The sequence below is a fragment of the Bacillus cereus genome (assembly GCF_025917685.1).
Taxonomy (GTDB): domain Bacteria; phylum Bacillota; class Bacilli; order Bacillales; family Bacillaceae_G; genus Bacillus_A; species Bacillus_A cereus_AT.
The window spans coordinates 604,728-629,175 of the sequence record NZ_CP089518.1; the positions used below are offsets into that span (position 1 = coordinate 604,728).

Genomic DNA, 24,448 nt, shown 5'->3' on the forward strand with positions numbered 1-24,448 from the left:
AGTATTGAAAAAACAGAGAAGGAGGAAACTTCTCTGTTTATTTTTGTATGTTTTTTTCAACTTGTTCGCGAACAGTTTGAATATAATTCATTTTATGATCCCAGCACTCTTGGCTTAAATCGACAGGATACTCTTCGGGGTTTAAAGTTCGCATGTATTCTTCCCAAAATAGAGCGAGACTCTGTTCGTTATATTTTTGAATATCTAATATACTTGGTAGTTCATATGTTCTTTCACCGTTAACGAAAATGTCTTTATGCAGTTCACGTGCTTCAAAGTTTGTTACGAATTTACTTATATATGTGTGAACGGGGTGGAACATTTTTAAGCGTTTTTCTTTTTCGGGCTCTTCAGAATCTAACGCAATATAATCGCCTTCAGCATGATTATTAACCCTGTTGACTATGCGATAAATTCGTTTAAGCCCTGGAGTTGTAATCTTTTCAGGATTAGATGAAATTTTAATCGTGTCATTTAATTTCCCGTCAGTATCTTCAATCGCAACTAGTTTGTAAACAGCCCCTAATGCTGGTTGCTCAAAGGATGTAATTAATTTTGTTCCAACACCCCATACGTCAATTTTTGCTCCTTGAGATTTAAGGTGCATAATTGTGTATTCATCTAAATCGCTAGAAGCAATAATTTTTGTATTTGTAAATCCAGCCTCATCTAGTAATATTCTTGCCTTTTTAGACAAATAAGCCATATCGCCACTATCAAGACGAATGCCATAGAAATCAATACGATCTCCAAATTCTTTTGCGACACGAATCGCATTTGGAACACCAGATTTTAATGTGTCATATGTATCAACGAGAAAGACACATTTTTTATGAGTTTCAGCGTATTTTTTAAACGCGACATATTCATCGCGATACGCTTGAACGAAAGAGTGAGCATGTGTGCCAGCTACAGGTATCCCGAAGCGTTTTCCAGCACGAACGTTGCTGGTAGATGAGAAACCACCAATAAAGGCAGCTCGTGTTCCCCAAAGGGCAGCATCAAACTCATGAGCGCGTCTTGTACCGAACTCTAAAAGCTCATCATTATTTGCAGCGTGCTTCATACGTGCAGCTTTTGTAGCAATTAATGTTTGGTAATTTACAATATTTAAGAGGGCGGTTTCAATTATTTGTGCCTCACCGAGTGGCGCATCAACCCGTAATAAAGGCTCATTATTAAAAACAACTTCACCTTCTTGCATACTACGAATCGTTCCAGTAAATTTCATGTTTTGTAAATAATGAAGGAAGTCTTCTTCGAATTGCAGCTCTGCTAAATAAGCGATGTCACTTTCGGTAAAACTGAAATTTTCTATGTACTCTACAATTTTCTCAAGACCAGCAAAAACAGCATAGCCGTTTTCGAATGGAAGCTTTCGAAAGTATAAATCAAAAACAGAACGGCGATTATGAATACCATCTTTCCAATATGTATAAGCCATGTTGATTTGATATAAATCTGTATGTAAGGCGTAACTATCGTCTTTATAATGATTCATTGCGAAAACACCTCCGTAATTTGGTTATAGTATACCAATTTTTCCCCTTGCGTAGCAAAGAAGTAATAGGGAGTGAAGTCAAGAGAGAAAAAAATGAAATAATGCATATTTTTTAGAAAATTTACATTTATCAATTTATATTTCTCTAGATTTTATGTATTATTAGAGTAATGGGGGTAATGAGAATGGAGGAGGACAATGCAACAAACATTAGAAAAAATAGGCAAGCAAGTTTTTTATAAACGGCTACAGCAAAAAATGACACAAGAAGAATTATGTCAGGGCATTTGTTCTGTCTCATACTTAAGTAAGATCGAAAATGGAAAGATAGAAGCATCAGAAGAGATTCTACAATTGCTCTGCACAAGATTAGAGATTGCCGTGACGGATTTGAGAGATGTAGAAGAAGATGTGAAGGTGAAGTTGGACGAGTGGTTGAATGCATTAGTTCATTTGGACAAGCAACAAGTAGAACGCATATATGAAGAGTTGCAAGGTGAAATGCAGCATGTTTTAGATTTTGAAATTATAAATTATTATAAACTGCTTTATACGCGGTATTTAATGATGAAACGAGATCTACCAGCTCTTGAAGAAGAGTTGGATAGATTAAAAAAGGTGTATAAGAAATATTCACCATTTCAAAAAATGCTTTATACGTATAGTAGAGCACTATTATACTCTGTGCAATACAAATATACGCAAGCTTTAGATTACTTACTAAAAACAGAAACTATGGCTAAAGAGTTAGGATATTATGAAACAGGAATATATTATAATTTAGCACTGACATATAGTCAGATGGAAATAGACCATATGACGTTATACTTTGCTAATGTTGCATTGGAAGGTTTTAAGAGTGAATATAAGTTTAGAAATATAATAAATTGTCAATTTTTGATTGCATTTAGCTACACTAGAAAAAAACAGTATAATGAAGCGATGGAAATTTATAATCATATCTTGAGGGAAGCGAATTCTTTTGCAGATAAAGATAATATTATGTCGATTGCTCTAAATAATATAGGTTATTTACACTATCGTCAAAAAGATTATTTGAAGGCGAAAGAATATTATTTAGAATGCTTGAAATACAAAAAAGAAGAAGATATGAATTATATTGATGCTATGTATGAGCTCTCGTTACAGTGTATTCAATTAGGAGAGCTTGAGGAAGCTGCAGAATGGATTGAAAAAGGTGTTTCTGCGGCAAGAAAAGATGATAGATACAAAGGAATGCTATATTTATTATTAAATTTACGATATAAGTATTTTGAAAAAAGGGACGTCTATAAAAAGTTTTTAGAAACAGAAGTAGTTCCTTTCTTTAAGGTAGAGGAAAATATAAAGGATTTAAAGAAAGTATACTTAGAATTAGCCGAATACTTAGAAGAATGTTTGGATTTTAAAGAAAGTAATCGCTATTATAAATTAGCGATTAACTTATTAGAAGAATAGAGAGGGGGGATAGTATGAAAAAATTAATCGCAGGAACATTTGTTGTTGTGGCAATTGCAGCAGTAGTGTTGGATATTCAGTATGCTTGGAAACCAGATACTCTTGGTCAAGAAGCTAAAACAGTTCAACAAATTAATTCATAATAAGGAAACCCCTTTCCAACAGGAAAGGGGTTTCTCAATATTTGCTCCCTAAAATTCTACAAAACTTGAGAAATTAATTAATTGAATTTTTAGTATATTAATAGTGAAAACATAATGCTAATATGAAATTACTCTTTTTCAAAAAAATTTTTTATTAGGGGGAAGGTTATATGAAAAAGAAGAGTTTAGCATTAGTTTTAGCGGCAGGAATGGCAGTTACTGCGTTCGGAGGGACAGGCTCTGCATTTGCGGATTCTAAAAATGTGCTCTCTACGAAGAAGTACAATGAGACGGTAAAGTCACCTGAGTTTATTTCTGGTGATCTAACTGGAGCGACTGGTAAGAAAGCGGAATCTGTTGTGTTTGATTACTTAAACGCGGCAAAGGGTGATTATAAGCTAGGGGAAAAGAGTGCGCAAGATTCTTTTAAAGTGAAACAAGTGAAAAAAGATACTGTAACTGATTCAACAGTAGTACGTATGCAACAAGTTTACGAGGGAGTACCTGTATGGGGATCTACTCAAGTAGCTCACGTAAGTAAAGATGGTTCTTTAAAAGTATTGTCTGGAACAGTTGCGCCTGATTTAGACAAGAAGGAAAAGCTGAAAAATAAAAATAAGATTGAAGGCGCAAAAGCAATTGAAATCGCGCAACAAGATTTAGGAGTAACACCTAAGTATGAAGTGGAACCAAAAGCGGACTTATACGTATATCAAAATGGTGAAGAGACAACGTACGCATATGTTGTGAATTTAAACTTTTTAGATCCAAGTCCAGGAAACTATTATTATTTCATTGAGGCAGAAAGCGGTAAAGTATTAAATAAATACAATACAATTGATCATGTGACAAATGATGATAATTCGCCGGTTAAACAAGATGCTCCTAAACAGGATGCTAAAGCAGTTGTAAAGCCTGTAACAGGAACGAATAAAGTGGGAACAGGTATTGGAGTGTTAGGTGATACGAAGTCACTTAATACAACGCTATCTGGATCATCTTATTATTTACAAGATAATACGCGCGGAGCAACGATTTTCACATATGATGCGAAAAACCGTTCAACATTACCAGGAACATTATGGGCAGATGCTGATAATGTATTTAATGCAGCGTATGATGCGGCGGCAGTTGATGCTCATTACTATGCGGGTATAACGTATGATTACTATAAGAATACATTTAATCGTAACTCAATTAATGATGCGGGTGCGCCATTAAAATCAACTGTGCATTATGGAAGCAAGTATAATAATGCATTCTGGAACGGTTCGCAAATGGTATACGGAGATGGTGATGGTGTAACATTCACTTCATTATCTGGCGGTATTGATGTAATTGGTCACGAATTAACGCATGCTGTTACGGAAAATAGCTCGAATCTAATTTATCAAAATGAATCAGGAGCGCTAAATGAAGCGATTTCTGATATCTTTGGTACTTTAGTAGAATTCTATGATAACCGTAACCCAGATTGGGAAATTGGTGAGGATATTTACACGCCTGGTAAAGCAGGAGACGCGCTTCGCTCTATGAGTGATCCAACGAAATACGGTGACCCAGACCATTATTCTAAGCGTTACACTGGTTCAAGTGATAACGGTGGAGTTCATACAAACAGTGGTATTATTAACAAACAAGCTTATTTATTAGCAAATGGCGGTACGCATTCTGGTGTAACTGTAACTGGTATCGGTAAAGATAAGCTAGGTGCAATTTATTACCGTGCAAACACACAATATTTCACGCAATCTACTACATTTAGCCAAGCTCGTGCTGGTGCAGTACAAGCTGCAGCTGATTTATACGGTGCGAATTCTGCTGAAGTAACAGCAGTTAAGCAATCATTTAGTGCTGTGGGTGTAAATTAAGGCTTTAAGGGAAGTTATTAATAAAATACTTCAAAAATAAAGAAGGAGCCTATGCTCCTTCTTTATTTTTTTCTCCATTTTTTCCACAAATAAAGCAATCCAATGCAACCTGCGATTGTTACAATCCACTTCGCTTCATTTGTTCCGTTCATAACTTGGTATGCCGAATATACTTCAATCAATAAGGCCGGTATTTTACCTATTGTGCTGGCAATACTGAAAGAGAGTAATGACATTTTTCCTAGAGCTGCAAATAAAGTAACGATACTTGATGGGATGAAAGGTATCAATCGAAACGATAAAACGAGTAGAAAGGCCTCTCTGCCTTCTACATAAAGAAGACGCTCTACCTTTGGGTGCTTATTCACTTTATCGTGAGTGAACTTTTGAAGGCCTATGCGATAAATATAAAACGAGATAATAGCCCCTAATGCCTCGCCTGCGATCGAAATGATTGTGCCATTCGTTACATCAAAGAGCTGTATATTAATGGCGGTCAAAAAAATACTAGGGATAAAACCTAAAAGACTAATGATGATGTTGATTAAGATACTAAGTGGAATTGCGATGGAATAATAGTCTGTTAAGAAGTTTTGAATTGTTTCAGCCATTGTTTAAAATCCTTTATCTTTTTTTGCATTACACCATATTTCCATTGTATAGGCAAGTGCAAATTTACATAATGTAGAAAAACGTTGATAGAGAAGGTGTTTTATACCTTATATAGGTATTGGGTATATAAAAATAGGGGTATATTTTTAAGGTTTTATAAAATGTGTATAAATCCTTTGAATAAAAGGGTTTTACGACGATTACGATTGGTATATATATTCGGGAAATAATTTTTAAAATAATGGGGTATATATTTAAAAAGGGGAAAAACAGTGATTTGATGAAAATAGAGTGGTAAATATAGCAAAATAGCTGAAGGATTTAAAAAATGTATGTGTTTTTTCGTTGTGAAATTGACTTTTAATGAAGTTACGATAATAATCATGGAAGAGGTGATATGATGAAACGGATAAGCAGTCTTTTCTTGAGTAGTTTATTGGCACTAATGCTGATCTTAAGTGGATGTGCAGGAAAAGAACAAAAAACAGAGAAACAAACAGGGAATCAAGGTACGTCAGTAGAAAAAATTAGTGATAATATTTTAGATGAAATGGAAGGTCCACCTAAAAATGGTCATACGATTGAAAGGCATGTAGGCAAATCAGAAGAGGATTTGAAGAATCGTTTGAAGACAGATAAAGTATCAGCGGCAAGTACATACTATGATAAAGAAACAGCGACGAAAGCTGTGAAAGATAGTTTGAAGCAACATGATAAAGAAATTCAAGATTGGTTAAAAAATTCTAAAGAGACTCGTCTCGTATTAAATACAACTCATTCATTCCCGGTTGGGAAAACGGTAATAAAGAAAAATATGAATGTAAAAGACAAGTTAGTAAAAACCGTTACTGTTTTAGCGAGAGATAAGTCAGGAGATTTAGGATATAAGATTATTACTTCTTATCCATCTGACAAATAAGAAGGGGGAGTACATATGCATACGACATTACAATACTTTCTTAAATCATACTGTACGTTAAGTATTCATGAGGATGAAATAGTAAGCGTGATGGAAGAGTTTATAGAGCAAGAAGATGAAGAAATTGTTTTGAAATTACGCGATGAATTAATATATATGAAGAAAAAGAACGCGTGGGAAGAAGCGTGCGTATTAGCTGCGAAGCAAGGGAATCGTATATGGTCTTTAGAAGAAACGAAGGATCATCTTGAAACTTTTTTACTATTACTGCAAAAGAAAAAGGCGTGAGTAGATCACGCCTTTTTCTTTATGCTTTTTGAAATTTGTCCGTTTGATAGTATCTCATTGTTTTGGGGCACTTTTATATACGCTTTTTGAAATTTGTCCATTTGATAGTACTTCACCATTTTGTGTTACTTTTTTATACGTAACCGCTGTTATTTTATCATCAGTTCTACTAATTACTTGAGAAGAAACTTCAACATTTTTACCAGTATTTGTACCGAAAATGCGTGTAGTAATACTACCTCCATTTGAAAATGCTTGAATATAAATATGATTACCTGTATTGTTTTTAAATTGTAAGTCCGGACCATAATCTGCCACTGCTGCATCTTGCCCAAGTGGTAAATAATTTACGGGCATAGAATGATTACTTCGAGAAACAATTCCTAAATCTGCTCTTAAAGCTGCGCTATATAAAGTACTACTGACTTGGCAAACGCCTCCGCCTGCACTTTGTATAACTTTGCCTTGTGAATATACTGCTGCAGATTTATAACCATGTGCAGCATCAGTTACACCAACACGGCCATTAAAACTAAACGTTTCATCAGGTGCTACAATAACTCCACTTAAAGTATTAGCTGATTTGTTTACGTTAAAGGATTGATTACCATTACGGCCAGCCATTGGAGTAGAGTACTCAGCAATTACTTCTTTAATCCCCATTTTCTGTATATCTTCTGTAGAACGTTCTGGTTTTATTAATGTAACAGGTAATGTAACATCTGATTTACCAGTAGTAATAGCTTCGTTTGTTAAATTGCTTAGTTTGCCTTTATCAATTTTTTCTCCGTTTTGACTTTGACTAACATTTACAGTAGAGCCTTCAACACTTAATTCTGCATTAACAGGATTTTTTAATGTTTCATTATATTTATCTTTTATAAAGGTTTCATAAGCTGTTGTATTTAATTGTGGTGTCAATTTATAGTCACGTTTTAATTCATCGTTTTCAGCTTGCTTCCGCATTTTGTAACGACTCATTACGTTTCCTTCTTGTTCTTTAAAGATTTTGTTTACAATATCTTTCTCTTTATAATTTATACCTAAATCTTTCCATATGTAAGTTTGTTTATCATCTTGGAATATGTAGGTAAGGGATTTTTGATCTAATTCATTTATTTTTTGATTAATAATTGCTTGAATATCTGCTTTATTTTTTCCATCAAGAGAAATACCTTCAAACGTAGTATTTGGTAATGCGGTGTTATTTAATTGATTATTTAATTTGGATACATATTGATATCCACCAATACCGCCTACACAAAGTAATATGCCCCCTGCAATTGCAGAACCGATCAGTATTTTACTTAGCTTCATTTATTTCCCCCCAGAAATTTGTGTATAAATATATGTATTACATTTTTTGTATAAAAATGATGAAAATAACAGTATGTAAGTCCTAGTATACTATTATTTTCATTGTGTGTGTAATATTTTTATAAAAAATGTTACACTGTTGTAATAATTGTCTCTTTTTGTCACAATATGCATAAAAATTTGTTGGAAATTATAATAAAAAGGCTGTCTAGAAAAATCTAGCAGCCTTTTTATTATAATTTTTTATGCTCATTTTTATTCGTAACACCGAGATGTTCTTGAAGTGTTGTCGATATATTATTGACGCTTTTTTCGTTTGGAACGTAATAATAAATACCATCTATATATTTATCTGTACCTTCCACTTGAAATTTGTCCATTTTTAAACTTGAATCCATTGAATTTTTTGCAATTGTCATCATATCATCAAAAGTTAAATTTGTTTTTAAATCATTATCGACAGCATCTAGTAGACCACCGATTTTATTAATAGAATTAAGAGATAGTGCTTTTTCGGCAATAGCTTCTAAAACAAGTTGTTGTCGTTGACCGCGCATATAATCGCTATCGATATGACGAGTTCTAGCTAGTGCAAGTGCCTCTTCTCCGTTTAAATGTTGACGTCCTTTTTTAAGATGAATTGCATTTGCTTCGTCTTTACTATTTTGTTCTGTAAACTCAACCGGAACATCGACAGTAATACCACCAAGGGAATCAACGATTTTGATAAAGGATTTAAAGTTGAATTTTACATAGTAGTCAACTGGAACGTCTAAAAAGTTCTCTACTGTATCAATCGTGCTGTCTACACCACCGAATACGTGCGCATGTGTAATTTTATCGTATTTATCACGTGATTTAATGTAGACGCGTGAATCACGTGGAATGCTGACAAGTTTAACGGATTTATCATTTTTATTAATTGTTGCAAGTAATAAAGCATCTGTACGGGTTGCTTTTCCGTAATCTTTTTCCCTAATATCACTTTCATCAACACCCATGATAAGAACAGAAATATTGTCAGTCATAGGTTTAACAGCTTTTTCACGTTTGCTGGATTTATCTCCTCGGCCGAGTTCAGAATAGGCGTTGCTTAAGACGGATTTTGCTTTACTGTATATATGGAAGGAGTAACCTCCTGCTCCAAGTGCTACAATTAGTAATGGAATAAGAAGGAACCAAAGTAGGCGTGTTTTCTTTGAGCGTCCTTTTTTGGCTCGCATATTGTTGTTTGTGTCGGATTTCATCATTTTTTCTCCTTTAAAACTATCCAAGTGTATACATCTAGGTGTATTTAAAACACATAAAAAATATTTTACGCTAAATAAAAGCGATTGTACATGTATAAAAAATAGATGTCTTGATTATTTATAAGACATCTATTCGTTATTGTATACAAAAGATAGGGATAAGAAAATGATAAAATTTTACCTAATTACAACATAATACTTACAATAATCGCAGATAAAATACTAACAAGAGTAGCGCCGTATAGCAATTTTAGACCGAAGCGGGCAACGACATTTCCTTGCTCTTCGTTTAACCCTTTTACCGCACCAGAAATAATTCCAATGGAAGAAAAGTTAGCAAAAGAAACGAGGAAGACAGAAATAATACCAACTGTACGGATAGAGAGAGTGCTGGAAATTTTACTAAGATCCATCATTGCTACAAATTCATTTGTTACAAGCTTCGTTGCCATAATGCTACCAGCTGTGACAATTTCAGAACTTGGTACGCCGATAAGAAATGCAATAGGGGCGAATACATAGCCTATTATTTGCTGGAAAGTAACTCCAAATATAATGAGGAATAGGTCATTAATACAACTAATTAATGCGACGAATCCAATGAGCATAGCACCGACGACAATTGCTACGCGAAAACCATCAAGAATGTATTCTCCAAGCATTTCAAAGAAACTTTGTTTTTCCCCTTTGATTTCCAAAATGTCTTCATCATCGTTAACGTCGTAAGGGTTAATAATGAGTACGATAATAAAACCGCTAAATAAATTGAGAACGAGTGCGGTTACTACATATTTTGGTTCGATCATTGTCATATAGGCACCGACAATGGACATAGATACTGTTGACATAGCAGAGGCGCAAAGTGTATAAAGTCGATGTTTTGGAATTTGGGCTAATTGTTTTTTTACCGTAATAAAAACTTCTGATTGGCCGACAATAGCGGAAGCGATGGCGTTGTAAGATTCTAATTTACCAAGACCGTTTATTTTACTAAGAAAGAAACCAATCCAATGAATAAAGAATGGTAGTATTTTGAAATGTTGTAATATACCAATTAAGACTGAGATGAAAACAATCGGTAATAATACGTTAAGGAAAAATGGCATTTCTCCTTTATTTGCAAGACCCCCAAATACAAAATTTATTCCACTGGCAGCATACTCAAGTAGCCTCGTAAACAGATTGGAAATTATCGTAATAAGTACGAGGCCAATTGCTGTATTTAATAATAAATAAGTTAAAATTAACTGTATAATAAGCATGATAAAAATTGGTTTAAATTTAATATGTTTTTTATTGTTGCTAGCAATGTAGGCAAGGAAAAAAACAACGATAAGTCCAACGAAAAAAGTGATAAATTTCATAATAGGCCCCCTAAAAGAGATATTCTGCTATATATGTTTTTCATTTAAAAGGAGAATATGCATGTTTGGTAAAGAGAGGAATAGAGGAATCATGAATATATGTAGAGTACATCACGTTGCAATTATTAGTTCAAATTATGAAGTGTCAAAGGATTTTTATACACGAATATTAGGTTTCAAAGTGATAAATGAAGTATACAGAAAGGAACGAAATTCTTATAAGTTAGATTTATGTGTAGGAGAAGAGTATCAAATTGAATTATTTTCATTTCCAAGTCCGCCAAACCGCCAAAGCTTTCCAGAGGCTGCTGGGCTTAGACATTTAGCTTTTGCCGTTACTGATATAGAAGAAGCTGTTAAACATTTAAACCGATGTGATGTTGAGACGGAATCGATACGTGTTGACGAGATAACGGGAAAAAAATTCGTCTTTTTTCAAGATCCTGATGGTTTGCCATTAGAATTGTATGAGGACTGAAAATTGGTGAATTTTATATAGGGTTGCTTTCAAGTAAATGAAGAAACTAAAGTGAAACTTCTTTTTTAAAGGAGGTGTAACTTTAGCTAAGAAAAGCTAAAGAACATATGTGGATATTTTAAAATTATTGATGGTAGCTGTTCTGATTGCACTAACAGGTTTTTTTGTAGCTGTAGAGTTTGCAATTATAAAGGTGCGTAGCAGTCGTATTGATCAACTCGTTAGTGAAAAAAGACGAGGCGCATTGGCAGCCAAAAAGGTAACTTCAAATTTAGATGAGTATTTATCGGCATGTCAGTTAGGAATTACGATTACTGCTTTAGGACTCGGGTGGTTAGGAGAGCCGACGATTAAGCATTTACTCGAACCACTGTTTTTAAAATTAGATTTATCTCCTGCAATTGCAAGTACAGTTTCATTTATTATTGCATTTGCAGTTATTACGTTTTTACATGTTGTAATTGGTGAACTCGCTCCAAAGACTTTTGCAATCCAAAAAGCAGAGCAAGTTAGCTTATTATTATCAAAGCCCCTTATTTATTTTTACCGAGTTATGTATCCATTTATTTGGGCTTTAAATGGCTCTGCACGATTTGTGACAGGCTTATTTGGCTTACATCCCGCTTCTGAACATGAAGTTGCACATTCTGAGGAGGAACTAAGATTAATCTTGTCTGAGAGTTATGAGAGTGGCGAGATTAATCAAGCTGAATTTAAATATGTAAATAACATCTTTGAATTTGATAATAGGGTAGCAAAGGAAATCATGGTACCTCGTACTGAAGTTGTTGGTTTATATGAAGATGAGCCGTTTGAGACACATATTAAAGTAATTGCACAAGAAAAATATACGAGATATCCAGTATTTGGCGAAGATAAAGATGAAATTATTGGGATGGTTAATGTAAAGGACTTATTTATTCGTTATATGGATGGTAATCGAGATGAAGAGTGTTCGATTACACCATATACACGTCCAGTTATTGAAGTATTAGAAAATATCCCAATCCATGATTTACTATTGCAAATGCAAAGAAAGCGCATTCCATTAGCTGTATTATATGATGAATATGGTGGCACAGCAGGGATCGTTACATTAGAAGATATTTTAGAAGAAATTGTTGGAGAAATCCGAGATGAATACGATGAAGATGAACATCCACCAATAGAGCATATAAGTGAAGTGTGTAAAATTGTAGAGGGAAAAGTGCTTATTAGCGAAGTAAATGATTTATTTGGCATACATTTGGTCGCTGCTGATGTTGATACAATTGGTGGGTGGTTTATGGTACAAAATCAAATCGTTGCTGAGGGGGACATTATTGAGAAACACGGCTTTTCTTTTAAAGTTCTTGAAAAGGATATGCATCAAATTAAGCGAGTTGAAATAAAGAAAGTAGAAGAATGAATTTTTTATTATATAAACTTTAATAAAAAGGATATATAGAAAAATAAATGTTTGCGCTTTCAAAAAAGGTGCTTTATAGTGAAGGTGGATACTGAAGAATTCTTTTTAATGATACTCGTATTTTATAGGGCGAATTCTTTGGATAAGGATTTAGAATGAAAAGTATAGGTGATGAAAAATGATAGCAACGAAGGATATACGTATAGAAAAAGATTTTTTAGGTGAAAAGGAAGTACCGAGTGTAGCTTATTATGGTGTACAAACATTACGTGCCGTAGAAAACTTTCCGATTACAGGATATCGCATTCATCCGTCACTCATTACGGCAATGGCAATTGTAAAAAAAGCGGCAGCGCTTGCGAATATAGATACAGGTTACTTGGCTAAAGATATCGGACAAGAAATTGTAGAAGCTGCACAAGAGATTATGGATGGAAAGTTCCATGATCAATTTATCGTAGACCCAATTCAGGGCGGGGCAGGGACTTCAATTAATATGAATACTAATGAAGTAATTGCTAATAGAGCGTTAGAACGTATGGGGTACGAAAAAGGTGAGTATGCGAAAGTTAGCCCAAACACTCACGTGAATATGGCGCAATCAACAAATGATGCGTTCCCAACTGGGATTCATATTGCAACTCTTATGATGCTAGAAGAACTTCTTGTTACAATGGAAGAACTTCACTCTGCTTTTCATGATAAAGCAAAAGAGTTTGATCACGTTATTAAAATGGGGCGTACACATTTGCAAGATGCAGTTCCAATTCGCCTTGGACAAGAATTTGAAGCATATAGCAGAGTGCTAGAGCGTGATATAAAAAGAATTAAACAGTCTCGTCAACATCTATACGAAGTTAATATGGGTGCGACAGCTGTCGGTACAGGATTAAATGCAAACCCTACTTATATAGAACAAGTTGTGAAGCATTTACGAACTTTTAGTGGTTTCCCTCTTGTTGGTGCAGAGCACTTAGTTGATGCGACGCAAAACACAGATGCATATACAGAAGTATCTGCAGCGCTAAAAGTATGTATGATGAATATGTCTAAAATTGCAAATGACCTTCGTATTATGGCGTCTGGTCCACGTGTTGGGTTAGCAGAAATTCAATTACCAGCTCGTCAACCAGGTTCATCCATTATGCCAGGTAAAGTAAATCCAGTTATGGCAGAAGTAATTAACCAAGTTGCTTTCCAAGTAATCGGAAATGACCATACAATTTGCTTAGCGTCAGAAGCTGGGCAATTGGAGTTAAATGTAATGGAGCCAGTACTCGTATTTAATTTAATTCAATCCATCAGTATTATGAATAATGGATTCCGTGTATTCCGTGAATACTGTATTAAAGGAATTACAGCAAATGAAGAATTGCTGAAGCAATATGTTGAGAAAAGTGTTGGAATTATTACAGCGGTGAACCCTCATATTGGTTATGAAGTAGCATCTCGCATTGCACGCGAAGCGATTGAAACAGGGAAATCTGTTAGGGAGCTATGTTTAGAGCATGGTGTACTTACAGCAGAAGAGCTTGATATTATTTTGGATCCATATGAAATGACGCATCCTGAAATTGCTGGTGCTTCTTTATTAAAGAATAAAAAAATGTAATGTAAAAAGAACCGATCCATTTGGATCGGTTCTTTTTTTTAGAAGATATTAAATACAGCGTTTAATTGAAGTAAGCTAATAACGGCTAAGAAGATTAAACTGTATTTCATTGCTGTTTTAAATAAGGCAGATTCTTGACCAACTAGTCCAACTGCCGCACAAGCAACTGCTACTGATTGTGGTGAAACCATTTTCGCCATTGTACCACCTACTACGTTTAATGCAACGAGTGTAGAAGGAACGATGTTTAATTGGTCTGCAGTTACTGCTTGAAGTGGTGCGAATAATGAGCCACTTGATACTACTGATCCTGTAATGAATACGCCAATCCATCCTAAGATTGGAGAAAGAACTGGGAATGCATTACCAGTAGAAGAGAATGCAAGTCCAAGTGTAGATGACATACCAGAGTAGTTCTCTACGTAAGCTAAAGCGATAACGCTACAAATTGTATATACTGGAGCCTTTAGTTCTTTAATTGTTTCAACCATCAGTTCTTTAATCATTTTACCTTTTACGCGGTAAACGATAAGTGAAACGATAATTGCTAATACAATCGCAGTAGTTGTAGAAGAGAATACATCGAATTTGAAAATAGCTGCGAAAGGTGTATCGGCTTTTGTAATTGGTGTAGTTTTCATAACCATATTATGAAGACCAGGGAACTGAATGTTAAATACTAAGTTTGCTAACGCGCCATCCGGAGCAAATAAAGCTTTAATTGGTTTTAAATTAAAGATTGTTACGAATGCAGTTAAGAATACGAATGGAGACCAAGCATATAAAATTTGATTGAATGTATGAGATTCTTTTTCTTCTTGTTTATCTTCTTTAGCAGAAGATTTTGGCTGCCAAACACGTAAGAATAATGCAAGAGAGATCATACTTACAACGGCTGCGAAAATATTAGTAAGTTCTGCACCTAAGAAGTAAGTTACAAGGAACTGAGTAATTGCGAAAGAAAAACCACTTACAAGAATACCTTGCCAAGTTTCTTTAATACCTTTAATTCCATCGACCATTGAAACAAGTAAGAAAGGTAAAATAATGCTAATGAAAGGTAAAATAAGAACAGTTTGACGACCTATAGTTAATGCATCTAATTGAGTTAATTGTGCAGGTACTGTAACTGGAATACCCATAGCACCCATAGCACCACCAGCGATATTTGCTACTAAACAAATACCTGCTGCTTTTAATGGATTAAAGCCCATACCTACAAGTAGTGCAGCTGTAATAGCAACTGGAACACCTAGACCAGCTGCGCCTTCTAAGAAAGCACCGAAAGAATAAGCGATTAATAACACTTGTAAACGTTGATCATTTGTAATGCTTGAAATACTATCACGAATTATGTTGAATTGCTCTGTTTTAACAGTTAATTTGTAAAGGAAAATTGCTGCGATAACGATAGTACAAATTGGATAAAATCCTGATAGAATACCGAATCCGGCAGATGCTACAGCTACTGTTGCTGGCATTTTATAAACGAATATAGCAAGAATAATAGCGACAATCACACTGTAAAGACCAGCGATGTAACTTTTCATTTTGAGTCCCATTAAACAAATGATGAAGCAGAAAATTGGAAGTGCTGCGATTAGTGCAGATAACCAAATATTGTTTAATGGGTCATAAATTTGTGTCCAAGTACTCATAATAATGACAACTCCTATCTATTTTATGTGAAGAAATTCACATTATTTGTGAAACTATTCACAATCAACTTACATGCTTAGTATATTCTCCTTCACCACTATTGTCAACGTAAAAAAGTATAATTATTCCATAATAGTATTAAAAGTAACTTTTTGTTCATAAAGTAGACAAAAAGCGTAATCAAATTAATTTGATTACGCTTTTATAAATTATTTACATATTCTTTCATTTTTTCATATGTCATTGGTCCTACATGCTTATATTGAATGACACCGTTTGAATCGATGACAAAAGATGTTGGAATACTGATAATTTGATATGCGGCACTTGCCTGTCCTTTCTGATCTAGTAGGACGGGGAAGGTATATTTGTTTTCTTCAAGAAATTGTTTTACATTGTTCGGGTCTTTTTCAGTAGCTGTCGCATTTACAGCAACAATTTCAATTCCCATATCTTTAGTATCATGATAAAACTTTTCCATATCAGGCATTTCTATTTTGCATGGACCACACCAGCTTGCCCAAAAATTCAATATTACTTTTTTTCCTTTATAGTCTGTAAGACGAACTTCTTGACCAGTGGTTGTTTCCAGGAGGAAATCGAGGGCAACATTGCCAACTTCAGTTCCAATGGGGGTGTTTGATTTTGAAGCTATATCTTCTTGTTTGTCTAATAGGAAGTGATTGGTAATAGTCCAGCCAACCGCAATGCTAAGTAACGCAATAATAAACCATTTTTTAATACTACATCCTCCTCCTTACTTAAATTTCCTTTTTTATCGTAACAAAGAGGTTAAATATGGTCAAATTACTTTACGATAGGTTATCAATTATAGACTATATTTTACAATATCATTACTGTACATTTCAGTAAGGTGAAAATATAACAAAAAGCCTGATAAAACAACGTTTGTAAGCAAAGTATCGCTGGCCCTTTATTTTGCTTTTTTATTGTATCATATAGTATAATATTCAAAATCAGGAGAGATTTTTTCTTGAACTGTGTGCTGATAAAAGTCGGAAAATTTTCTCAGCATTATGGGTTGATAAAGTTATGTCGTAACAGGAAATATAAGAACAGATATATAAATAAATAAAAAGAAAATAAAAAATGAAAATGAGGGGAACTTTATGAACCAAAACCAATTTGACTGTCGTATTTCAGAAGAAGACGTACAGATGTTAAGAGCATTAGCTCATCCATTGCGTCTACGTTTAGTAATGGAACTAATGCAGCGTGGAACATGTAATGTAACACAATTACAAGAGGTATTAGAAATTCCACAATCAACTGTTTCACAGCATTTAACGAAACTAAAGCAAAATAAAGTAGTACGCTTTGAGAGACGCGGGTTAGAAGTGTACTATCAAGTTCATAACGATAAAGTAAGTGAAGTAGTAAAAACATTATTTTCTTAATTTTTGAATATTATGGAAAGAAGACGTGTGAAATATACGTCTTTTTTTATTTGGAAAGGATGTACTAATAGGAAGAATTGAGAGCGTATATAGTAGTGCGTCAGAAAGAAACAAACTATTGAAGTGCTAAATTGATGGAATATATTCTGAAGGGATATGAAAAGATAGAAAGGAGTGTTGTAAGCTAAAGGAGGAATAATATAATGGATGTAAAACGTGTGAAACAGATATTATCTTCTTCAAGTAGAATTGATGTTACATATGAGGGAGTCCCCGTATGGATTGAGAGCTGTGATGAGCAGAAGGGGAGTGCTCAAGTGTATGACGTATCCAATCCAGGAGAGAGCGTTCACGTGGATGTGACGGCTTTAGAAGAGAGGTAATAGAAAAGACGCTTCTAATTTTAGAAGCGTCTTTTTTATTTGCTATTCCATCATGTGTGCAATTTTCTTAGAGAACATAAGAAGTACTAATCCTAGCACGATTACGATAACACCGATGCTCGCGAATACTTCTAAATATCCTAAAGATTGAGTGAAAGCAGCTAACTGTCCAGCTAATAAGTTTGCACAGCCAGTACCAGCTAACCATACACCCATTAATAAAGAAGCTAATTTAAGAGGAGCGATTGCACTTACCATAGATAATCCGATTGGTGATAAGAATAATTCACCAATTGTATGGAACATGTAAGTGAACACAATGAACAGTAAGTTTGCTTTCATTGTAATGTTACCTTCATCGCTACCAGTTTTTAAAACAGCTAAAGTTAGAATTAAATATCCAACTCCTAGTAAAATCATACCTAATGCCATTTTTGTTGGGATTTTTAAATCACCATTTTTTGTTTTTGAAAGTTTAATCCATAATGCAGAAACAGGTAATGCTAATAAGATAATGAACAATGGGTTTACAGATTGGAACCAAGGTGTTGGAATTGTAAATCCACCAATTGTACGATCTACGAATTTATCTGTATAAAGTGTTAAAGAACTACCAGCTTGTTCAAATCCTGCCCAGAAGAATACAACGAAACAAGTTAAAATTAAAATTGCAGCTGTACGTTTTTTCTCTTGTGCTGTTAAAGGTTTTTTCTCAATTACTTTTGCATTGTTTTCTTTAGATTTTTTTCCGACAACAGTTGTTCCGATAGATCCTAAGTAACGAGGTGCTAATGTATTAAATGCAATCTGACCAATGATCATACCGATACAAGCTGTTAAGAATCCGTATTTATAATCTGTGAAATAACCGCAAATGAATGGAGCGATAAAAGCTCCTAAGTTAATTCCCATGTAGAAGATAGTGAAGGCACTATCACGACGAGAATCGTTTTCGCTATATAATTGACCTAATAAAGTCGAAATATTTGGTTTGAAGAATCCGTTACCAATAACTAATAATCCTAAGCCTAAGAAAAGTCCAGTTTTAGTGTTCATTGAAAATAGTACAAAGTTACCAAGTGCCATAATGATACCGCCGATGGTAATGGCATGTCGTTTCGTAATGAAATGGTCAGTTAGCCAACCACCAATAATCGGTGTGAAATATACAAACATTGTGAAAAGACCGTAAATTTGCACAGCAACTGCTTTATCAAATCCTAAACCGCCACTTACTAAGCTCGTTGTTAAATAAAGAACTAATAAGCCACGCATTCCGTAATAACTAAATCTTTCCCATGCCTCTGTAAAGAACAACAAATATAATCCTGGTGGATGTTTTTTTGGTGATTGTTGCTCTCCAGCTTTGTCTAATTTTAAAGCTGCATCCATGTTTGTTTCCCCCTAATCCTGTATAACGGATATTTATGTAATTATTTTAATTCACAAAATATTTAGAAGTCAATAGAATTATATGGAAATAGAAAGAAAATTTCTAAAAAAGTTCTATTTTTCTTCAACCGTTATTGTATTTTTCCCTGAAAACGAGATAATAAGCGTTTTCAAATGTAGTAATTGAATTCTAAAAGAAAGTAAAATAGTGATTAATCAGAAAATTTAGATTAGAATATCTATTCCGATATAGAGAAAATACACTGTATTTACTTTTATAATATAACATATTGGGAATAAAAATACAAAATGAAATAATGTGACACTTCAGTGAAATGAAAAAACCAGCTCCATAGAAAGGGAGCTGGTTAGGGAAATATTATTTAACAAAGCGTTTTTCGATATCATCTAGTAGTAGGTTAGCAGCCATTACACCGCCTGCTGTATTCCAAATAACATCGTCAACTTTGTATGCTTTTCCATTTTTTACTGCATTTAAGTTTTTAAATAGAGGATCGTTTATATATTCCTTTTCTAGTTCAGAGCCTTTTTTCTCGTTTCCTTTATCGAATGTGAAGTAGAATAATACATCACCATCCATTGCAGAAATACGCTCTTTAGATACGTTACGCTCTGCAAAATCATCTTTATTTTGATCTCCAGGACGTTTAAATCCAAGTTCTTTTAAAATAACACCAGAGAATGTATCACCATGATAAATACGAACATCACCAGGCATAAAGCGTACCATAGAAATTTCTTGATTTACTTTATCGCCTAGTTTGCCTTTTAAATCTTTCATACGTGATTCGTAATCAGCTAAAACCTTTTGACCTTCTTTTTCTTTATTTAATGCTTTCGCATAAAATTTGAAGTTATCTTTCCATTCACCGCGTAATGTTTCTGAGAAAACAGTAGGTGCGATTGCTTTTAGTTGCTCATACACTTTTTCGTGACGCATTTTATTGCCGATAATTAAGTCTGGTTTTAAAGAAGCAATCGTTTCAACGTTAACTTGTCCTTCATCACCAACAACTTTTACATCTTTCATTTCATCCTTAATATGTGGATACCATGGATCTCCAGTCCAAGACTTTACAGCCCCAACTGGTTTTACACCTAACTCAAGTAAGGCTTCAGTTCCTTCATTTGTTAAAATAACTACACGTTTTGGGTTTGCTGGAACTTCTGTTTTACCCATTGCATGTTCAACCGTAATCATTTCTTTTTTATTATCTTCTTTTGTAGACTCTTCTTTGTTATTTGATTTTCCACAAGCGCTTAAAAGAAGTGAAAAAGCTAGTAGAAATACAAATACTGTGAACGATTTCTTTTGCATGAAATTCATTATGTACCCCCTACATGTTGAGAATATTTTTCAATAGCAAGCATGATATTAATACTTCGTGGTCCAATTGTCAATGAAAATAATTCTCATTATCGTTGACAATGAGAATTGAGTTGAAATACACTTACAACGTATCATTATACATTGAAGGGGAAACGCTGCATGTTATTAAAAACAAATCAAGCAAAATGGATTGGATTATTTGTTGGAATCATTGCAGTCGTTATTTGTATTTGGGGAAGTATTATTTTCGGATATACAAATACGAGTTGGAAATTAGCTTTAGATGCTTTTTTCCATTTTAATGGTTCAAATGAGCATATTATTATTCAAAATGTGCGTCTACCAAGGGCGTTAATTGCAGCTAGTGTTGGTGCTAGTTTAGCCATAGCGGGTTGTTTAATGCAAACTTTAACAAAGAATCCGCTTGCTTCACCAGATTTTATTGGATTAAATTCAGGCGCTGCGTTCTTTATAGTTGTAGCAATTGTACTCTTTTCCGTGACATCATTATCAGCTTTCACATGGATTTCCTTTTTAGGAGCGGCAGTTGCAGCAGTACTTGTATTTGCCTCTAGCTCTTTAGGAAAAGAAGGGACAACGCCTCTTAAGTTAACGCTAGCAGGTGTCGCGATAAGCGCGTTGTTTTCATCATTAACACAAGGGTTACTTGTTTTAAATGAAAAAGCATTTGAAGAAGTGTTATTTTGGCTTGCCGGATCTGTGCAAGGAAGAAAGTTAGAGATTTTACAATCTGTATTCCCGTATTTATTAATAGGCTGGATTGCATCTCTCATGATGGCAGGGAAAGTAAATACATTAATGATGGGGGAAGACGTTGCAAAAGGACTTGGACAACGGACAATTTTAATGAAATCATTCGTACTACTTATTATTGTACTACTGTCTGGTGGTTCAGTTGCGGTCGCTGGTCCAATTGGATTTATTGGTATTGTTACTCCGTATTTTTCCAGATTCCTTGTTGGAGTAGATCACAGGTGGAGAGTACCGTATAGCGGCTTGTTAGGTGCAATACTATTACTCTTAGCTGATATAGCAGCTAGATATGTCATTATGCCACAAGAAGTACCAGTAGGGGTTATGACAGCATTTATCGGGGCCCCATTCTTTATTTATATTGCACGTAAGAGAGGGCTTAGCAAATGAAGAAGTATATTCCGTTTCGTATAGGAAAAGGCGGGCTCTCGTTTTTAATGTATAAACGAGCTTGTCTCGTCTTATTCAGTTTACTAGTTGTTTTAATAGGATTATTTTTTGCGAGTGCAGGTATGGGAGACATGAAAATCGCTCCTTATGATGTATGGCAAGCGATTACTGGAAATGGCGATGCGATGTCAAATATGGTTGTAAATAAGTTTCGTATGCCGCGTATTTTGATTGCTATCCTTGTAGGAATCGCACTTGCTGTAGCAGGATGTATTTTACAAGGTCTCGTTCGAAATCCACTGGCTTCTCCTGATATTATCGGGATTACAGGTGGTGCAAGTGTTGCAGTTGTATTATTTTTAGCTATATTTAGTGATAAAAATAACGCGCTAACTGTAAGCATTCATTATATGCCACTTGCAGCTTTTGCTGGTGCAACGATTGTAGCGTTATTTGTATATTTATTTGCATGGAGAAATGACGGGTTATCACCGATTAGTCTTGTTTTAATTGGTGTTGGATTTTGGGCGTTAACGAAAGCGGCAACAACTTTATTTATGTTGTTAGCACCAATTTATCAAGCGAGTCAAGCAAATGTATGGATTACAGGCACTGTTTACGGGTCTTCGTGGCAAAACGTTATGATACTTGCGCCGTGGGTTCTTATTTTAACGGTAATATCATTTATAGCGGCTAGACATTTAAATGCGCAAGAGCTAGGGGATGATATTGCGGTAGGACTTGGTGTTCCTTTAACGAAGTCACGTGTATTCATGTTATTACTTAGTACAGCTTTAATTGGCGGTGCGGTTGCCTTTGCTGGAGGAATTGGATTTGTCGGTTTAATGGCACCTCATATTTCACGAAGACTAGTTGGTTCTTTATATGGTGCATTACTCCCAGTTGCGGCTATTGTCGGTGCAATTTTAGTACTTGCTGCAGATTTAATTGGGCGTACAGTTTTCGCGCCACTCGAAATTCCAGCAGGGGTATTTACATCAGCAATTGGTGCACCTTATTTTATTTATTTACTTTATAAAAGTCGGAATTCATAAAGGGAGATGAATATGCAAAAAGCATTGGAGACGAAACGTTTGACGTTGTCTTACGGTGAAACAATTATTATTGATGAGTTGAATTTAGAAATTCCAAAAGGCGAAATTACAATCTTTATCGGTTCTAACGGTTGCGGGAAATCAACTTTATTACGTTCACTAGCTAGATTATTAAAACCAACAACTGGTGACATTTTGTTAGATAATCAAGCCATTCAAAGTATGCAAACGAAGCAAATTGCTCGTCAAATGGCAATTTTACCGCAAGGACCGCAAGCACCAGAAGGGCTTACAGTATTGCAACTTGTAAAACAAGGACGTTATCCATATCAAACATGGCTGAAACAATGGTCAGAAAAAGATGAGGAAATGGTACAAAAAGCCCTTGCAGCAACAGGTATGACAGAATTTGCTGAGCGTGATGTGCATGCGCTTTCAGGTGGACAACGTCAACGTGCTTGGATTGCAATGACGCTTGCACAAGATACAGATATTATTTTACTGGATGAGCCTACTACATATTTAGATATGACTCACCAAATTGAAGTGCTAGATTTATTATTCGAATTAAATGAAACAGAACAAAGAACGATTGTTATGGTATTGCACGATTTAAATTTAGCATGTCGTTATGCAGACAACATCGTAGCTATTCAAGATAAACAAATATATGCGCAAGGTAAACCAGAAGAAGTTATTGACCAGAAGTTAGTTCGGGATGTATTCCGTATGGAGTGTCAAATAAGCGCTGATCCGTTATTTGGGACACCGCTCTGTATCCCGCATGGAAGAGGAAGACGTGTACTTAAAGAGGCTGTTCAGGCGATGAAATAACGAAAAAAGACGATGAGGATTCATCGTCTTTTTTATTTTTGGCAAGAAAATAATAGAAAAAGGGGAATACGTAAACGTCGTTCATATTCTTCTTCATCCTGAAAACAGTTTCGATTTGGTGTAGCTTCTTTTAAGTTTGTAATCGTAAATCCGGCTTGTTGTAACAATGTAAAATACTCTTCCGTTGTACGATGGTATTTAATAACTTCTTGCTCAATCCAAGGCTCAACGCGTTTTCCCATTTTAAAATAATCATCGACGAGCCAGCTTGTTCTTTTCCCGCTCGTTTGTAAGCTTTCAAATGAAGAGGTAATAATAGGATGTTGAACGCTAAAAGTAAAGGTTCCATTTGTTTTTAAAGTTTCGTATACATTTTGAAAAATGATAGGAAGATGTTCAATATAATGTAAGGCGAGTCTAGATGTTACTAAATCAAAAGTAGCAGGAGGGTATGTGTAGTCTTTGAGGTTTAAAAAATGGACGGTGCCATTTTTATTTTCTAGTTGTTTTTTAGCTTTTTCATACATAAGTTCGGAGCCTTCAATACCAGTGTAAGAGTGGCCGCCTTTTTCTAATAACTCCTCACCGAATTTAGCGTCGCCGCAGCCTAAATCAAGGATTTGTTTTCCTTGCACATCACCAATGAGTTGAAAGAAGGCTGGTTTTTCAAGTGACTCATTTGGGCTATTTTCTCGGTATCTTCGTTTCATATATTGTTTAAAAAATGCTTCGTTATTATATACATCAGATTCAGTAAATGCCATGATTGAAGCCCCCTTAAATATTTTTTTTATTCTATCAAATATGAAAAGTAAATGATAGATTTCTTTTAATGAATCATATATAATCTAGAATTGTAAGCGGTTACTTTAAACTATTTTTCTATAATAAATTCTGAAAACGTGTTAAGCTAGTAGAGGGATTATTAGAACTATTAAGACAATAATTCGCTTACATGAACGATGGGAGGC

The 24,448-nt window shown here is 34.7% G+C and carries 23 protein-coding genes; 13 read left to right on the plus strand and 10 right to left on the minus strand.

Annotation, left to right across the window (positions count from 1 at the left end; translation table 11 throughout):
• Positions 1 to 37: 37 nt before the first annotated feature.
• Entirely contained in the window at positions 38 to 1,501 is a 1,464-nt protein-coding gene (locus LUS72_RS03055) for a nicotinate phosphoribosyltransferase (RefSeq protein ID WP_097832820.1), read from the minus strand.
• A 198-nt stretch (positions 1,502 to 1,699) separates the two neighbouring features.
• Between LUS72_RS03055 and LUS72_RS03060 the strand changes: the two genes are divergently transcribed.
• The 3 genes from LUS72_RS03060 to LUS72_RS03070 all read left to right on the plus strand — a co-directional run bounded on the left by LUS72_RS03060 (position 1,700) and on the right by LUS72_RS03070 (position 4,973).
• Positions 1,700 to 2,959: a tetratricopeptide repeat protein gene (locus LUS72_RS03060; RefSeq protein WP_097832821.1), complete on the plus strand. Its 1,260-nt coding sequence runs from the start codon at positions 1,700 to 1,702 to the stop codon at positions 2,957 to 2,959.
• 14 nt (positions 2,960 to 2,973) lie between these two features.
• Positions 2,974 to 3,102, plus strand: coding sequence for an NprX family peptide pheromone (locus LUS72_RS03065; RefSeq protein ID WP_002204499.1), 129 nt, complete (start codon positions 2,974 to 2,976; stop codon positions 3,100 to 3,102).
• Positions 3,103 to 3,272: 170 nt separating this feature from the next.
• Positions 3,273 to 4,973 (plus strand): M4 family metallopeptidase, encoded by a 1,701-nt coding sequence (locus tag LUS72_RS03070; RefSeq protein ID WP_097832822.1) that lies wholly within the window; start codon positions 3,273 to 3,275, stop codon positions 4,971 to 4,973.
• Positions 4,974 to 5,035: 62 nt separating this feature from the next.
• Here the strand turns inward: LUS72_RS03070 and LUS72_RS03075 are convergent, their stop codons facing one another.
• On the minus strand, positions 5,036 to 5,584 hold the full coding sequence (locus LUS72_RS03075) for a TVP38/TMEM64 family protein (protein WP_097832823.1): 549 nt from the start codon (positions 5,582 to 5,584) through the stop codon (positions 5,036 to 5,038).
• A gap of 401 nt (positions 5,585 to 5,985) precedes the next feature.
• Between LUS72_RS03075 and LUS72_RS03080 the strand changes: the two genes are divergently transcribed.
• Entirely contained in the window at positions 5,986 to 6,504 is a 519-nt protein-coding gene (locus LUS72_RS03080) for an RNase A-like domain-containing lipoprotein (protein WP_141533277.1), read from the plus strand.
• Between the two features lie 15 nt (positions 6,505 to 6,519).
• On the plus strand, positions 6,520 to 6,792 hold the full coding sequence (locus tag LUS72_RS03085) for a hypothetical protein (protein ID WP_097832825.1): 273 nt from the start codon (positions 6,520 to 6,522) through the stop codon (positions 6,790 to 6,792).
• A gap of 54 nt (positions 6,793 to 6,846) precedes the next feature.
• Here LUS72_RS03085 and LUS72_RS03090 read toward each other — a convergent pair whose 3' ends face one another.
• The 3 genes from LUS72_RS03090 to LUS72_RS03100 form a co-directional block, all read right to left on the minus strand.
• Complete coding sequence (locus tag LUS72_RS03090; RefSeq protein ID WP_097832826.1) at positions 6,847 to 8,109, minus strand: VanW family protein; 1,263 nt, start codon at positions 8,107 to 8,109, stop codon at positions 6,847 to 6,849.
• Between the two features lie 233 nt (positions 8,110 to 8,342).
• Entirely contained in the window at positions 8,343 to 9,359 is a 1,017-nt protein-coding gene (locus LUS72_RS03095; protein ID WP_141533278.1) for an LCP family protein, read from the minus strand.
• 185 nt (positions 9,360 to 9,544) lie between these two features.
• Entirely contained in the window at positions 9,545 to 10,723 is a 1,179-nt protein-coding gene (locus LUS72_RS03100; protein WP_097832828.1) for a NupC/NupG family nucleoside CNT transporter, read from the minus strand.
• A 91-nt stretch (positions 10,724 to 10,814) separates the two neighbouring features.
• Here LUS72_RS03100 and LUS72_RS03105 point away from each other — a divergent pair, with 91 nt between their 5' ends.
• The 3 genes from LUS72_RS03105 to aspA all read left to right on the plus strand — a co-directional run bounded on the left by LUS72_RS03105 (position 10,815) and on the right by aspA (position 14,221).
• Positions 10,815 to 11,201, plus strand: a complete 387-nt coding sequence (locus LUS72_RS03105) for an SMU1112c/YaeR family gloxylase I-like metalloprotein (RefSeq protein WP_097832916.1) — start codon at positions 10,815 to 10,817, stop codon at positions 11,199 to 11,201.
• A 109-nt stretch (positions 11,202 to 11,310) separates the two neighbouring features.
• Entirely contained in the window at positions 11,311 to 12,609 is a 1,299-nt protein-coding gene (locus LUS72_RS03110) for a hemolysin family protein (protein ID WP_097832829.1), read from the plus strand.
• Positions 12,610 to 12,787: 178 nt separating this feature from the next.
• Positions 12,788 to 14,221, plus strand: coding sequence for an aspartate ammonia-lyase (gene aspA, locus LUS72_RS03115; protein ID WP_097832830.1), 1,434 nt, complete (start codon positions 12,788 to 12,790; stop codon positions 14,219 to 14,221).
• Between the two features lie 38 nt (positions 14,222 to 14,259).
• On the opposite strand, the gene LUS72_RS03120 is transcribed toward aspA, so the two are convergent.
• Together LUS72_RS03120 and LUS72_RS03125 are read right to left on the minus strand one after the other, a co-directional pair.
• On the minus strand, positions 14,260 to 15,879 hold the full coding sequence (locus tag LUS72_RS03120; protein WP_097832831.1) for an L-lactate permease: 1,620 nt from the start codon (positions 15,877 to 15,879) through the stop codon (positions 14,260 to 14,262).
• Between the two features lie 203 nt (positions 15,880 to 16,082).
• On the minus strand, positions 16,083 to 16,472 hold the full coding sequence (locus LUS72_RS03125; protein WP_206763994.1) for a TlpA disulfide reductase family protein: 390 nt from the start codon (positions 16,470 to 16,472) through the stop codon (positions 16,083 to 16,085).
• Positions 16,473 to 17,010: 538 nt separating this feature from the next.
• On the opposite strand from LUS72_RS03125, the gene LUS72_RS03130 reads away from it, so the two are divergent.
• Both LUS72_RS03130 and LUS72_RS03135 read left to right on the plus strand, forming a co-directional pair.
• Complete coding sequence (locus tag LUS72_RS03130; protein WP_001075218.1) at positions 17,011 to 17,298, plus strand: ArsR/SmtB family transcription factor; 288 nt, start codon at positions 17,011 to 17,013, stop codon at positions 17,296 to 17,298.
• Positions 17,299 to 17,501: 203 nt separating this feature from the next.
• Positions 17,502 to 17,681, plus strand: a complete 180-nt coding sequence (locus LUS72_RS03135) for an acid-soluble spore protein H (protein ID WP_002169177.1) — start codon at positions 17,502 to 17,504, stop codon at positions 17,679 to 17,681.
• Positions 17,682 to 17,723: 42 nt separating this feature from the next.
• Here the strand turns inward: LUS72_RS03135 and LUS72_RS03140 are convergent, their stop codons facing one another.
• Positions 17,724 to 19,073 (minus strand): peptide MFS transporter, encoded by a 1,350-nt coding sequence (locus LUS72_RS03140; RefSeq protein ID WP_097832832.1) that lies wholly within the window; start codon positions 19,071 to 19,073, stop codon positions 17,724 to 17,726.
• Between the two features lie 379 nt (positions 19,074 to 19,452).
• Positions 19,453 to 20,421 carry an ABC transporter substrate-binding protein gene (locus LUS72_RS03145; protein WP_097832833.1) on the minus strand — a complete coding sequence of 323 codons (969 nt, stop codon included), beginning with the start codon at positions 20,419 to 20,421 and terminating at the stop codon, positions 19,453 to 19,455.
• 162 nt (positions 20,422 to 20,583) lie between these two features.
• On the opposite strand from LUS72_RS03145, the gene LUS72_RS03150 reads away from it, so the two are divergent.
• Genes LUS72_RS03150 through LUS72_RS03160 form a run of 3 tightly spaced genes read left to right on the plus strand, consistent with a single transcriptional unit; the run spans position 20,584 to position 23,477 of the window.
• Entirely contained in the window at positions 20,584 to 21,588 is a 1,005-nt protein-coding gene (locus LUS72_RS03150; protein WP_097832834.1) for a FecCD family ABC transporter permease, read from the plus strand.
• Entirely contained in the window at positions 21,585 to 22,643 is a 1,059-nt protein-coding gene (locus LUS72_RS03155) for a FecCD family ABC transporter permease (protein ID WP_097832835.1), read from the plus strand. The genes LUS72_RS03150 and LUS72_RS03155 overlap by 4 nt, the downstream gene beginning before the upstream one ends.
• 12 nt (positions 22,644 to 22,655) lie before the next feature.
• On the plus strand, positions 22,656 to 23,477 hold the full coding sequence (locus tag LUS72_RS03160) for an ABC transporter ATP-binding protein (protein WP_097832836.1): 822 nt from the start codon (positions 22,656 to 22,658) through the stop codon (positions 23,475 to 23,477).
• 32 nt (positions 23,478 to 23,509) lie between these two features.
• On the opposite strand, the gene LUS72_RS03165 is transcribed toward LUS72_RS03160, so the two are convergent.
• The gene (locus LUS72_RS03165) at positions 23,510 to 24,241 is read right to left on the minus strand and encodes a class I SAM-dependent DNA methyltransferase (RefSeq protein WP_097832837.1); all 732 of its coding nucleotides are present in this window, start codon (positions 24,239 to 24,241) and stop codon (positions 23,510 to 23,512) included.
• Positions 24,242 to 24,448: the final 207 nt, after the last annotated feature.